12 protein-coding genes are annotated in these 13,423 nt (G+C 66.4%); 5 read left to right on the forward strand and 7 right to left on the reverse strand.

Going from position 1 to position 13,423, the window contains the following annotated elements; translation table 11 throughout:
- The 6 genes from ACQY68_RS12660 to ACQY68_RS12685 form a co-directional block, all read right to left on the reverse strand.
- The gene (locus ACQY68_RS12660) at positions 1-1,443 is read right to left on the reverse strand and encodes an NAD-dependent succinate-semialdehyde dehydrogenase (RefSeq protein ID WP_428149784.1); all 1,443 of its coding nucleotides are present in this window, start codon (positions 1,441-1,443) and stop codon (positions 1-3) included.
- 87 nt (positions 1,444-1,530) lie between these two features.
- A complete protein-coding gene (locus ACQY68_RS12665) occupies positions 1,531-2,565 on the reverse strand; it encodes a 2-hydroxyacid dehydrogenase (protein ID WP_428149785.1) in 1,035 nt (344 codons plus the stop codon).
- Between the two features lie 3 nt (positions 2,566-2,568).
- Complete coding sequence (locus ACQY68_RS12670; protein ID WP_428149786.1) at positions 2,569-3,222, reverse strand: RraA family protein; 654 nt, start codon at positions 3,220-3,222, stop codon at positions 2,569-2,571.
- On the reverse strand, positions 3,222-3,884 hold the full coding sequence (locus tag ACQY68_RS12675; RefSeq protein ID WP_428149787.1) for an RraA family protein: 663 nt from the start codon (positions 3,882-3,884) through the stop codon (positions 3,222-3,224). The genes ACQY68_RS12670 and ACQY68_RS12675 overlap by 1 nt, the downstream gene beginning before the upstream one ends.
- Positions 3,881-4,906, reverse strand: a complete 1,026-nt coding sequence (locus ACQY68_RS12680; RefSeq protein ID WP_428149788.1) for a hypothetical protein — start codon at positions 4,904-4,906, stop codon at positions 3,881-3,883. The genes ACQY68_RS12675 and ACQY68_RS12680 overlap by 4 nt, the downstream gene beginning before the upstream one ends.
- A gap of 8 nt (positions 4,907-4,914) precedes the next feature.
- Entirely contained in the window at positions 4,915-5,925 is a 1,011-nt protein-coding gene (locus ACQY68_RS12685; RefSeq protein ID WP_428149789.1) for an amidohydrolase family protein, read from the reverse strand.
- Positions 5,926-6,124: 199 nt separating this feature from the next.
- Here ACQY68_RS12685 and ACQY68_RS12690 point away from each other — a divergent pair, with 199 nt between their 5' ends.
- The 3 genes from ACQY68_RS12690 (at position 6,125) to ACQY68_RS12700 (ending at position 9,862) form a co-directional block, all read left to right on the forward strand.
- Entirely contained in the window at positions 6,125-7,858 is a 1,734-nt protein-coding gene (locus tag ACQY68_RS12690) for a thiamine pyrophosphate-requiring protein (RefSeq protein WP_428149790.1), read from the forward strand.
- A complete protein-coding gene (locus ACQY68_RS12695; protein WP_428149791.1) occupies positions 7,855-9,249 on the forward strand; it encodes an MFS transporter in 1,395 nt (464 codons plus the stop codon). The genes ACQY68_RS12690 and ACQY68_RS12695 overlap by 4 nt, the downstream gene beginning before the upstream one ends.
- 112 nt (positions 9,250-9,361) lie before the next feature.
- On the forward strand, positions 9,362-9,862 hold the full coding sequence (locus ACQY68_RS12700) for a MarR family winged helix-turn-helix transcriptional regulator (protein ID WP_428149792.1): 501 nt from the start codon (positions 9,362-9,364) through the stop codon (positions 9,860-9,862).
- 12 nt (positions 9,863-9,874) lie between these two features.
- On the opposite strand, the gene ACQY68_RS12705 is transcribed toward ACQY68_RS12700, so the two are convergent.
- A complete protein-coding gene (locus tag ACQY68_RS12705) occupies positions 9,875-10,549 on the reverse strand; it encodes an RraA family protein (RefSeq protein ID WP_428149793.1) in 675 nt (224 codons plus the stop codon).
- 328 nt (positions 10,550-10,877) lie between these two features.
- Between ACQY68_RS12705 and ACQY68_RS12710 the strand changes: the two genes are divergently transcribed.
- The gene (locus ACQY68_RS12710; protein WP_428149794.1) at positions 10,878-12,113 is read left to right on the forward strand and encodes a flavin-dependent oxidoreductase; all 1,236 of its coding nucleotides are present in this window, start codon (positions 10,878-10,880) and stop codon (positions 12,111-12,113) included.
- A gap of 12 nt (positions 12,114-12,125) precedes the next feature.
- The gene (locus ACQY68_RS12715; protein WP_428149795.1) at positions 12,126-13,421 is read left to right on the forward strand and encodes a Rieske 2Fe-2S domain-containing protein; all 1,296 of its coding nucleotides are present in this window, start codon (positions 12,126-12,128) and stop codon (positions 13,419-13,421) included.
- Positions 13,422-13,423 lie beyond the last annotated feature (2 nt).

A 13,423-nucleotide genomic window follows, 5' to 3' on the forward strand; every position in this document is an offset into this window, starting at 1 on the left:
CTACCCTTGGGCGACGTATTTGGTGACGAGGTAGGCCTCCAGACCCTCGTGCCCCCCTTCGGATCCGTGACCGCTTTCCTTGACGCCTCCGAACGGCGTCTCCGGGCCGGTGAGGATGGAGAAGTTGATCCCGATCATGCCGGCTTCGAGCGCGTCGCCGATGTCGGCGGCTGTTCGCGAGGACCGGGTATAGGCGTAGGCGGCGAGGCCGTAGGGCAACCGGTTGGCCTGCTCGACCACCTCGTCGAACGAAGAGAAGCGCTGGGTCACCGCGACCGGGCCAAATGGCTCTTCATTCATGATCCGCGCGGAGTTCGGCACGTCGGAGAGCAGGGTCGGCTGCCAGAAATTCCCGGGTCCGCCGATGCCCTCGCCGCCCGCCGCAGCGGTAGCCCCTTGCCCGATCGCATCCCCGATGAACTCGCCCATGGCGCTCAGACGGCGACGGTTGGCCAGCGGGCCCATGGCGGTCGCCGGGTCCAGGCCGGCGCCCACCTTGAGGCTCTTCGCATGCGCCGCGAACTTCTCGACGAAGGCGTCGTGCAGGCTGTCGTGGACGTAAAACCGCGTCGGCGCGATGCAGATCTGGCCGGCGTTGCGATACTTGGCCCCTGCCGAAAGACGCACGGCGAGGTCGAGATCCGCGTCCTCAAATACGATGACCGGAGCGTGGCCGCCCAGCTCCATCGTCGTCGGCTTCATGCCGTCGGCGGCGAGCTTCGCCAGATGCTTTCCGACGACCGTGGAGCCGGTGAACGATACTTTCCGGATCACCGGCGAAGCGATCAGATAGGTGGAGATATCGGCCGGAACGCCGAACACGACATTCAGCACGCCCTTGGGCAGGCCGGCGTCATCGAGGCAGCGCGCCAGTTCCAGACAACTGCCCGGCGCTTCCTCGGCCGGCTTGATGATCACGGAACAACCGGCCGCCAGGGCCGCGGCCATCTTGCGGGAGGGAATGGTGGTCGGGAAGTTCCAGGGCGCGAAGGCGGCGACCGGACCGATCGGCTCCTTGAACACCATGTGACGCACGCCCGGATGTTTTGACGGCACGATGCGCCCATAGGCGCGGCGCGCCTCCTCGGCGAACCAGTCAAAGATGTCGGCGCAGGCCATGGCTTCAGCGCTGGATTCCGCCAGCGGCTTGCCCTGTTCGGTCGTGCTGACCGACCCGATATAGCGGCTGCGCTCCCGCATCAGCCGTGCGGCGTCGTGCAGGATGCGCGCCCGGTCGTAGGCGGAGGTCTTGCGCCAGATCTTGAAGCCGGCATCGGCGGCGGCCAGGGCCTCGTCCAGATCGGCCTCGTCGGCGACAGGCAGATCGCCGATCGTCTCTCCGGTCGCGGGGTTCAGGACCGGCTGGGTCGAGCCACCGCCCGCCATGCGCCAGACGCCGGCGATGAACAGCTTGGGAGCCGGATATGTAAAGGCCTCGGTCACTGGCGTTTCCTTTTCCGCTTCGTCGTCATTTCGCGACGTTCACGGCGCTGAGTCAATCAAGAAATCAGACGTCTGATTATATAGGCATCAGATCACTTCGACATAGTCGGTTTTTGGCGCATCGAGCCTCCGCGCATGCCATGCTGGCAGGGCTGCGGGATTCTGCAGATACGGGGGCCGACGGCCCTCAAGCGCCGCCAGGGTGTTCTCCGCCGCGACCACCGGAATGCGCGCGTAAAGATCGTCGGAATGCCCCACGTCGTGCGAGGTGGCGATGACCGCGGGATGGCGGCGCAGAGGATGATCCGTCGGCGCGGGTTCGGTCTCCCAGGCGTCGATGGCGACGGTCGCGAGCTGGCCCGACTCGAGCGCCGCGATCACCGCCGCGTCGTCCACGCATCCGCCCCGTCCGATGTTGATCAGGGCGCTGCCCCGCTTCATCAGGGCGATGCGATCGGCATTGACGATGTGACGCGTCTCAGGGGTCAGGGTGGCGAGCACCACCACCACGTCCGAGCGCCGGAACAGACCGTCGATCCCGACCAGGGCGACACCCAACCCTTCAGCGACGGCAGGATCGACATAGGGATCGGCGGCGAGGATCTCGCAGTCCCAGCCAGCCAGCCGGCGCGCGACGCCCTGTCCGATCCGGCCGAGACCGAGGATGCCGATCGTCGATCCCAGCACCAGCCGTCCGGCGGGCGCGGTCTTCCACTCCCCCGCCCTGACAACGGCGGTCTTGCCGGCCAGCGCCTTGCGCGTCGCGGCGATCAGCATGACGCCCGCCTCGGCCATGCCGTCGAAATTCTCCGACATGGCGCCGTGGGCGACGAGGATGCCGGCCTCGGTCGCCGCCTTCACGTCGATGTGCTCGACCCCGATTATGGGCGATGTGATGACGCGTGCGCGGGGCGAAGCCTCGATGACGGCACGCGGAAGGCCGATCCCCCGGAAGGTACCGACATAGGCGTCGGCGGTCGGCGCGAACCGGGCGATCAATTCCGGCGTCCAGGTCGTCGCGTCGGCAGGCAGGCGATCGATCTGGCAGCCGGTGGCGGCAAGTTGCGCGATCGCACCCTCGTGCGGACCCATGGTGGCGGTCGTGACGATCCGCCAGGCCATGGCTCAGGCCTTCTCGCGGCTTTGAAGCTGGTGATAGCCCTGTTGCCGGCGTGCTTCGTCCAGCCGCATGCCCGAAGCGATCAGTTCGCGGATCCGGCCCTCGGCGACCTCGATGGTCTCGGCGATGTCGAGCACCTCGGCCTCGCGGGCCTGCGGGATGACGACGACACCGTCGGAATCGCCGCGCACCAGATCACCGGGATGAACCCGGGCGTCGCCGATGTTGACCACCTGGCCGACGGCTTCCAGCGACACCCGGTCCTTGCCGGTGCGCATCGAATAGCTGCGGCTGTACATCGGATAGCCGAGGCCGAGGGCCAGATGGGTGTCGCGGCAGGCGCCGTCGATGACCGTGCCGCCCAGCTTCCGCGCGTGACCGCAGGCCGTCATGATGTCGCCCCAGACGGTCGCGTCCGGGCGGCCGCCGTTGTCGATCATGACGATATGACCTTCAGGCACGTCATCGATGAAGTCGCCGACCGTGCCACCGGGCCCTGTGGGCGCATAGGTCACCGTGAAGGCGCGGCCGGCCAGCCGAAACCTGTGATCCAGCGGCTTGATGCCCAGGCACTGGCCGGGGATGCCCAGCTTGTCGAGCGCATCGCTCAGGGTCGCGGTGTCGATCCGGGCGACCCGTTCAACATTGGCATCGGTCATCAGCCCTGCTCCAGAAGGTGTTCGTAGTTGCCGCACATGACCTGGCTGACGGGCTGGCCAGACAGGACGGCCTTGGTCATGGCCGCTTCCTTGACGGCGATATTCTCGGCGGCGGCGAGGACGGCCTCGATCCTGTCGGCAGGCACGAAGGCCGCGCCGCTGGAATCGGCCACCACGTAGTCGCCGTTGGACACCGTGGTCTCGCCGACCTGGATGGTCCCGCCGGTCTCGGCCTCGTGGATACGGCCGCGCGCCGTGCGAGCCGTGCCGCCGCGCGCATAGACCGGGAAGTTGATGTCGGCCGCCTCGTCGATGTCGCGGGCATAGCCCTCGACGATGACGCCGGAAATGCCGCGACCGCGCGCGGCGTTGGAGAGGATCCCGCCCCATCCGGCGCATTCGATTCCCGTTTTCTGCTCGACCACGATGACGGCGCCGGCGTCCGAGGTGTCGATGGCGGTGGTGCACAGGTGACGCGAGGGCGCGCCTTCGGGCGGCTTGCCGGCGGCGAGACGGACGGTGGTGACGCGGCCGGAGATGCGCTGACGCACCGACAGGGCCTTCAGACCCGTCACCGACGGCGGCGCGCCGACCTGGTCGAGCGCATCGGAAACGGCGCAGGCGTCGAGCCGGGCCAGGCGGATCAGGATTTCGTCGCTCATATCGCTTTCTTGTTCCAGGCCAGCCAGCCGTTGGCCGTGCCGGTGCCCGCTTCCGACCGATAGCAGGGCACATAGTCGATCAGGTCGCCGGACAGGTCGGTCTCGAACAGACAGCCCGCCGCCGCGATCCAGTTCTTCAGTTCGGAGGTCCCGGCCTGGAAATGCTCCTCGCCGATCGAGCACAGGGTCTCGGCGTCGTGGGCCTGGATCGCCGCGATGATCTTGGCGTCGAAGGCCTCGTCGATGACGAAATGGCTCATGCCGCCAGAGCCGAACACGGCGACGCGGGCGTCCGAATCCCAGGCCTTGATGGCCCGACCGACTGCCTGGCCAAAGGCGAAGCAGCGTCGCGCCGTCGGCTGGTTGGGCGGGAAGAAGGTGTTGGCGAACAGGGGCACGTTGGCCACCGGCTTGTCGCGCATGATCTGGCGATAGATGAAGCCGAAGGCATGGCCGATACCGCTGTGCCAGTTACCCTCGTGCTCGGGAATCTTGGACGACTTGGCCACGTCGAAGCCGTCGGCGACGGCCTGGCGGATGATGCGGTTGGCCAGTTCCGGATGCCCCGGATACTCGGTGTACTGCGGCGGCTTGTGGCCCCACTCCGAGGCGTGGATCCCCGGGGGCGACTTGGCGGCCTGTTCCTCGGTCGCGGGCGCGTTCCAGATCGTCGGGCCGTTGAAGACGGTCAGGCCCGGGATCAGGTCGTCCATGAAGATTTCATGCTGGTCGTTGCCGAAGATGACCGCGACGTCGACGCGGGCCTCCTCGAAGATGTCGGCCAGCCTGTCGATGCCGGCGCGGCATTTGATCGACCGCGCCGTGCGTTCTTCCAGCGTCGCCTTGGCCCCCAGGTTCTCGTCCTTGCGCAGTTCGACCAGGGCCGGGAAGTCGTAGGTCGAACCCCGGAACGGGTGGTCCTTCTTGGCCTTGTCGGCAGGAAGACGCAGCAGCCATTCCTCGGGCGTCGTGGACAGGGTCGGACCGTGGGTGGTCCAGGCGCCTAAAACGATCTCGGCCATGATAGCTCCTAGACGTCCAGCTTGAAGACTTTGCGGGCGTTGTCCTCGAAGATCTTCTTCTTGTCGGCGTCGCTGAGGAAATCGAACTTGGCGATCGTCGGCGCGATGTGATCCATCGTGTGATCGTCCCCGTCATGCAGGTGCTTGGAGCCCACGCCGGGACATTCCGAACCAAACAGGCACTGGTCCACGCCGACCGTCTCGATCAGCAGCCGCAGGGCGCCTTCGGTATAGAGGACGGTGTCGTAATAGAGCTTGCGCATCCCCGCCGAGAACCGCTTGGGCGAGCCGGCATTGATCGACCCTGCCTCGAACCGGCCCAGCTGATAGGGAACGGCGCCGCCGCCGTGGCTGACCACGATCTTCAGGTCGGGGAAGTCCGTCAGCACGTCGGAGTTCACCAGGTTGAAGACGGCGATCGTCTCCTCGTTGATGAAATGCAGGCTGTAGGGCGAGCGGTCGGCGCGCGACCCGGTCGGGTGAATGTGCGCCGGGATATCCATCTCGCACAGCTTTTCGTAGAGCGGATACCAGTAGCGATCGCCGAGGCCCGGATGATCGTTGCGCGTGTTTTCATAGGGATCGGGGTTCAGCATCATCCCCTTGAACCCCAGCTCGTTGATGCAGCGGTCCATTTCCGCGAACGTGTTCTCGATCGGCTCGCCCGCCACCTGGGGCAGGCCGCCGACGCCGATGAATCGGTCGGGGAACAGCTGGGTGTTCCGATGGATGATATTGTTGCACTCCTCCACGAACCAGTGGACCACCCGGCCCGGCTCGAAGGACGACATCATCTGGAACGGACGCGGCGAGATCAGCTGCAGGTCCGTGCCATGCTTGTCGAGCATGTCGAGGTGACCGCAGGGAGCCATCTCCACCTTGTTGGCCGCCGCCCGGATCTGGTCGTCCGACACCCGAACGCCGCCGCGACCATGCGATCCGCGATGCGACAGGATGTTGGCCTTGTAGGCCCAAAGCTCGGCGGGAGCGCTGACGTGGCCGTGGCAGTCGATGATCATAGTCGCTCTCCCAAATCCTGGTCTACGCCAGCTTAGCACCCATCACACCGTGATTGCGCAGACGTCTGTATATCCACCGGCCTACTGGCCTTGCAAGGCTTTCCCGCTTCACTATCCGGTGCCGCCCGAGATTCTTCTTGGCAAACAGGCAGACGTCTTATCATATACCGAAAAGATGACCTGACCTTGGGAGGCGACGATGGCGGTGAAGTCCAGGGAGCGCAGCGCGACGGAAGTCCTGCCGCAGTCCGAAGCGGTGGCGGAAACCTTTCTGGCGCTGCTGAAACAGAAGGGCGTCGACTACCTCTTCATCAACAGCGGCACCGACTCCGCTCCGGTGGCGGAGGCCTACGCACGCCAGCCCCTGTCGCGCCTCGACTTCCCGACACCCGTCATCGGCACCCACGAGAACCTCGTCGTCGGGATGGCGCACGGCTACACCATGGTCACGGGCAAGGCGCAGGCCGTCATGGTCCACGTCAGCGTCGGCGCGGCCAACGCCGTCTGCGGCGTCATGAACGCGAAGCGGGACGAAATCCCCATGCTGTTCATGGCCGGTCGCACCCCACTGTACGAAAAGGGCCCGCTCGGCGCCCGCAGCGGCGCGATCCACTGGGCCCAGGAGATGTATGACCAGGCCGGCATGCTCCGCGAACTGGTCAAGTGGGACTACGAGCTGCGTTCGGGCCTGAATATCGAGGACGTTCTGGATCGCGGCCTGATGACCGCCCAGGCCGCGCCGGCCGGTCCCGTCTATCTGACCCTTCCACGCGAGGTCCTTTCCGCCCCTTCCGAGCCTCACACGGTCGAGGCCAGGCCCCTGGCTCCGACCACCCGCGCGGCTCCGGACCCCGGCGCCGTCCGCAAGCTGGCGGAGCTCATCGAAGCGGCCAGATGCCCTTTGCTCGTCACCTCGGCGTCGGGCCGCGACCCGGAGACGGTCGCGCCGCTGGGCGAACTCTGCAGCCGTTTCGGGATCGGCATCGTCGAGGCGAAGTCGCGCTATGTCTGCGCCGCTTCCGATCACCCCTACCATCTCGGCCAGTCCGTCCACCCCTACCTCGGCGAGGCGGACCTGCTGATCTGTCTGGAGACCGAGGTGCCGTGGCTGCCGGAAACCCGCGAGCCCCGGCCCGAGACCCGCATCGCACACGTGGGTGTCGATCCCCTGTTCCTCGACTACCCCTTGCGGTCCTTCCGGGGCGAACTGTTCGTCACCTCGTCGGCCGGACAGCTGATGGGCCCGCTGACCGAGGCGCTCGCCGGGATCGCGGACGAAAAGCGCATCGCCGCCCGGGCGGCGCGGATCACGGCGCTGGCCGACGGCCGCCGGGAGCGCCGCCGCAAGCGTCTGGCGCCTCTCGCCGACCAGCCCCGGATGAACAAGGACTGGCTCAACCAGTGCCTGAACGAGGCGCTGCCGGACGATGCGATCGTCGTGAATGAGTACTGGGTCGACCGGGAGATCTTCGACGCCAGGATGGCCGGCAGCTTCTACATGCACTCTCCGGCCGCAGGCCTCGGCTGGGGCATGCCCGCCGCCATCGGCGCCGCGCTCGCGGCTCCGGATCGACCCGTCGTCTGCACGATGGGCGACGGCGCCTATCTGTTCTGCAATCCCGCCGCCTGCCACCAGGCGATCGCGATGCACGAGACGCCCCTGCTCACCATCATCTGCAACAATGCGCGGTGGGGCGCCGTTCAGTCCTCGACCATTGGGGTCTTCCCGGAGGGTCACGCCGCCCGGGGACCCAAGCCCGCGCCTCTCAGCGACCTTCGCCCTGTCCCCGATTTCGAGAAATACGTCGAGGCTTCCGGCGGATACGGCGAGCGCGTCGAGGACCCCGCCGCCGTTCCGGACGCGATCCGCCGCGCCATCCGCATGGTGCGCGAGGACCGGCGACAGGTTCTGCTGAACATCATCTGCGAGTGAGTCCGGCGGCTCATTCCGGTCTCGCAGGACCGCAACGGCATCTGGCCGTCCTGGCCCTGTCGCTCGGCACAGGCATGCTGGTGATCGACAACGCGATCGCAACGATCGCCCTGCCAACCATCGCCAGCGAGCTGAACATCTCACCCGCCCGAACCGTGGTGGTCGTGACCGTCTATCAGGTCGCCATGCTGATGGCCCTGCTGCCCTTCTCGGCCCTGGGTGACCGGATCGGCCACAGGCGCATGTATCAGACCGGGCAACTGGTCTTCCTCTTCGCCAGTATCGGCAGCGCCCTGGCCACCAGCCTGCCCATGCTGCTGGCGACCCGATGCCTTCAGGCGCTGGGCGTCGCCGCAGCGATGAGCGTGGGGTCCGCCCTGATGCGCGCCACCTACCCGTCGTCGATGCTGGGGCGAGGCATCGCCCTGAACGGCTTGATCGTCGCCGTGGCCGCCTCTGTCGCGCCGACGCTGGGCGGCCTGATCCTCAGCGTGTCGTCGTGGCGATGGGTGTTCGCAGCGGCGGTTCCGTTCGCCGTCCTGTCCCTGTTGCTGGGTCAGTTCTTTCTGCCCAATCCCAAGGCGCACAGCACGCGGTTCGACATGGTCGGCGCCGGGCTGTGCGCCGCGATGTTCGGCCTGCTGATGACCGGGCTGAGCTTGGTCCTGCGCGGAGATCCCCTCATCGGCTCCTGCCTGCTCGCGCTCGGCGTGCCGATAGCCGTCTTCGTAGTGCGGCGCGAGCTGGGCTCGCCCCGGCCGATCCTGCCGGTGGATCTGCTCGGACGGCTGACCTTCGCCCTCCCGGCAGGCGCCTTGCTGTTCGCCTTCTGCGGTTCGCTGTCCTTCACCATCGCCTTGCCGTTCCGGCTTCATGCCGCCGGGGTCAGTGCAGGGACGATCGGCCTGCTGCTGGCCGTCTGGCCGGTGGCGATGATGATCGCCACCCCCGTCGGAGGCCTGCTCGCCGACAAGGGGCCGAAGGGGCTGGCCGGGGCGCTGGGGATGCTGATGGCGGCGATCGGGCTGATGATCGCCGGCTTCCTGCCCGCCACGAGCGCCTTCTGGCTGCTGGCCATTCCTATGGCTCTGATCGGAGGCGGCATGGGAGTGTTCATGTCGCCGACATCACATCTGATCGTCGGCGCGGCGCCGAGGGATCGGGCGGCCTCGGCCGGCGCCCTCGTCTCCTCGACCCGGTTCGTCGGTCAGTCGCTCGGCGCGGCGCTGGCTTCGGCCTTCCTGGCCACGGCGTTCGGAACGGGCTCGGCGCCCGCGTTCATCTCGGCCGGCCTGGCCCTGGTCTCGGCCGGCTTTTCCACGGCCAAGCTTTTGAGGGGCGGCGGACAGAGGCCCCTGACAGCGACCGAGGTCCTCGATGTCGAACCCTGACAGCCCCGCCCCCGCGACCCTGCCGCATTCGACAGTGTCACAGGCGCAGTGTACTGATCGTCTCGAATCGAACGGCCCGTCCGGGGCGGTTTCGAGAGATCGGGGCTCCGACTTGCCTGCACGTTCCGCGACAAGCGCGTCTGACATCAACAGCGTCGACGCCCTCTACAAGCGCCCCGGCTTCCTGCTGCGCCGCGCGCACCAGATCAGCGTCTCCCTGTTCATGGAAGAGAGCGCCGAGTTCAACGTCACCACCACCCAGTACGGCGTCCTGGTCATCCTGCGCTGCTGCGAGGATCTGGACCAGATCGGCCTGTCCAAGAAGGTCGGGCTGGATCGCTCCACCACGGGCCTCGTCGTCAAGCGACTGGAAAGCGAAGGGCTCGTCGTGCGGGTCGAGGATCGCGCCGACCGACGCCGCAAGGTCATCGTTCTGACCGGCAAGGGCGAGCGGAAGCTTGAGAACCTGCGTCACGCCGCGAAGACCGCACAGGAACGGGCCCTGTCCGCCTTCACGCCCGCGGACGGCGCTGAGTTCCTGCGGCTGCTGGAGACGTTCGTCGGCCGCTTCAACGGCGTGACCCGCGCCCCCATCGTCCTCGACGAGGACTGACGTCGGGTCTGCTCAGCGCGCCCGGCCGGTGAACGGCAGGCCTTCGACGATCGCCGTGGGCGCTCCGTTGGCGAACCCGTAGAGGTCCAGGGTCCGCTCGCCCCGACGTATGGCTTCGATCTTGGCGGTCTCGTCCGCCTCGCGCCGCCGCCCGGCTTCGACGACCTCTTCGGCGCGCGCCATGGGCAGGGCGAAGACTCCGTCCCGATCGCCCACGATCAGGTCGCCGGGCTGGATCAGCACCTCGCCCATCCGCACCGGCTGCTGCAGCCAGGCCGTCGCGTCATAATCCTTGCCCGTGCCGCGAATGCAGACGCCGTTGGAGAAGACAGGAAAGCCCATCGTCGCCAGCCCCGCCGTGTCGCGCACGCCGCCGTCGATCACCAGACCGCCGAGCTTCTGCGCCATCGCCGCCTCGTTCAGGATGTCGCCCCAGTAGCCGGCTTCCACGCCGCCGCTGACGTGGACGACCAGGATGTCGCCGGGTCTGGCGTGATAAAGCGCGTGGTGGATCTGCAGGTTCGACAGAGCCGGGCAGTGGACGGTGAAGGCCGGACCGGCCAGCGTCATCCCCGGATCGACCGGCTTGATGGTCGATGGCAGCGCCCCGATCCGCCCTGCGGCCTCGTGAAGCGTCGCGGTTCCGAGCCGGCGCGCTTCGCCGATGGTTTCTGACGATGTCGGCATGGCCGGGCTTCCCGTTGATTAGGCGACGAACGATACGACTTTCGACTTATCGCTATATCAGGCGACTGATCAGACGTATTACATTCGGTCAGTTGCAACCGCCAGTCCGAATTTTTCGGGTCCAGAGCGACACGCCAGCCTTTACATACTCGCCACAAGTATCTGATTTTTTATAGATATATTTCAGTTATGCGGTCTCGCTCGTTTGCACGGAGCTGATTTTTTCAGATCGCAATTGAACAGACGTCTTTCAATTGATATGACCACTGACGACTAGACCCGACCCGGCGACAGTTCGGAAACGGGTCAGCGAGGCGGAGGAGGCGACGTGGAGATCGCGATTATCGGCGGCGGCATCGCCGGGTTGGCGCTGGCCATCGGCCTGCATCGCCGGGGCATCCAGAGCCGCGTCTTCGAAGGCGCGCCGCAAATCCGCGAAATCGGCGTCGGCATCACCCTGCTGCCCCACGCCATGCGCGAGATCGCGGAGCTGGGCCTGCTGGACGCCATACGCGCGAACGGTATCGAGACGCAGAACAGTGAATTCCACAACCGTTTCGGCCAGAAGCTGTACAGCGAGCCGCGCGGCGTCGCGGCCGGCTATCCCCTGCCAGAGGTCGCCATCAACCGCGGCAAGCTGCATTCCGTGCTCTACAAGGAAGCCGTCGCACGGCTCGGCGAGGACCGTGTCATCGCCGACCGCACCCTGATCGACCTGAGCCAGGACGCCGACAGCGTCACCCTGACCTTCAAACAGACCTCGACCGGCGAGGCCCTGCCGCCCGTGCGCGCCGACATCGCGATCGGCTGCGACGGCATCAACTCCGCAACCCGCAAATTCTTCTATCCGGACGACAAGGTCGTCTTCACCGGGATCAACACCTGGCGCGGCGTAACGCGCAGGAAGCCAATCCTGGACGGCAGAACCTATTTCCGCATCGGCTCGATCCGCACCGGCAAGATCGTCATCTATCCGATCTCGAACTTCGAAGACGGTTCGGGCGATCAACTGATTAACTGGGTCGCCGAGATCGAGCGGCCTTCATCGACCATGAACGACTGGAACACCGGCGGCCGGCTGGACGACTTCCTGCCGACGTTCGAAAGCTGGCAGTTCGATTGGCTGGATGTGGGAGCCTTGATCCGCGGCGCGGATCCGATTCTGGAATATCCGATGGTGGACAAGGATCCGCTGGCGCAGTGGACGTTCGGGCGCGTGACCTTGGCGGGCGACGCGGCGCACCCGATGTATCCGCGCGGATCGAACGGTTCGGCGCAAGGCTTGATCGATGCTCGCACGCTAGCCGATCTGCTGGCGGCCGGCGGCGATGCCCAGGAGGCGTTGAAGGCCTATGAGGCGGCGCGCCTCGAACCCACCTCGAAGATCGTGCAGACGAACCGCACGGCGCCGCCGGACATTATCAATCTGCGCGTCGAGGAACTGATCGGCGATCGGCCGTTCGAGAACCTGGACGATCACATCACGCAGGACGAACTCCGGCAGTTGTCGGACAACTACAAGCGCATCGCCGGCTTCTCCGTCGAACCGGTCGTCGCGAAGTAAAGGGAGCCCGTCATGGACGCTGCAACCAATGAATTGCTGACCAAGGTCGGACCCGGCACACGGATGGGCGCGGTCCTGCGCCGGCACTGGACCCCCATCGCCGGCGTCACCGAGTTCGATGACAAGACGCGCATCAAGGCCATCCGTCTGATGGGCGAGGACCTGGTCCTCTATCGCGACCTGTCGGGCCAGTACGGCCTCGTCCAGCGCGCCTGCGCGCACCGCCGCGCCGACCTGTCCTATGGCTTCGTGGAGAAGTGCGGTCTGCGCTGCAACTACCACGGCTGGGCCTACAACGAGGCCGGTCAGTGCGTGGAGATGCCCTACGAGGACACCGTCGCCGCCCGGGCCAAGTACAAGGACAAGGTCCGCATCACCGCCTATCCGGTCCGCGAACACGCCGGAATGCTGTGGACCTACATGGGCCCCCTGCCCGCGCCCGAACTGCCCAACTGGGAACCGTTCACCTGGGGCAATGGCTTCACCCAGATCATCATCTCGGAAATCCCCTGCAACTGGCTGCAATGCCAGGAGAACTCGATCGATCCCGTCCACTTCGAGTGGATGCATACCAACTGGTCGCGGCGTCAGGCGGACGCCATGGCCGAGCTGGGGCCGAAGCATCTGCAGGTCGCCTTCGACGAATTCGAATACGGCCTCATCTATCGCCGCGAGCGCGAGGGGCAGCCCGAGAACCACGCCATGTGGACCGTCGGCCGCGTCTGCCTGCTGCCGAACTGCTTCTTCCTCGGCGACCATTTCGAATGGCGCGTGCCGATCGACGACGAGAACACGTTGAGCATCTCCTGGGTCTTCAACCGCGTCCCGACCGAGTCCGAACCCTATGTCCAGGGCGCGATTCCGACATGGCACGGGCCGATCAAGGACCCGGAGACCGGGCGCTGGATCTCGACCCACGTCATCAATCAGGACTTCATCGCCTGGGTCGGTCAGGGCGTCGTCGCCGACCGCACCAAGGAGAAACTCGGTCTCAGCGACCGGGGCATCCAGATGCTGCGCAAGCAGCTGCTGGCCGACATGGACGCCGTTGACGCTGGCGAGGACCCCAAGGGCGTGATCCGCGATCCGGCGGTGGCCGCCTATGTCGAGCTTCCCATCGCCGAGCGGGAGCATCTGACCCACGGCATGGCGCTGGCCGACTACAAGGCCGACCCGATCATGGGCAAACATCTCGAGCGCTTCATGTTCCAGGCCGGGCAGCCGCCCGAGGTGTGGGAGGCCTTCGTCAACGCCATGAGCATCCCGGGCGTCAAGGCGGTCGACGACCGCGTCGTCATCGAGATCTGAGC

This window comes from Brevundimonas sp. (assembly GCF_965278935.1).
In the GTDB taxonomy this organism is placed as follows: Bacteria; Pseudomonadota; Alphaproteobacteria; order Caulobacterales; family Caulobacteraceae; genus Brevundimonas.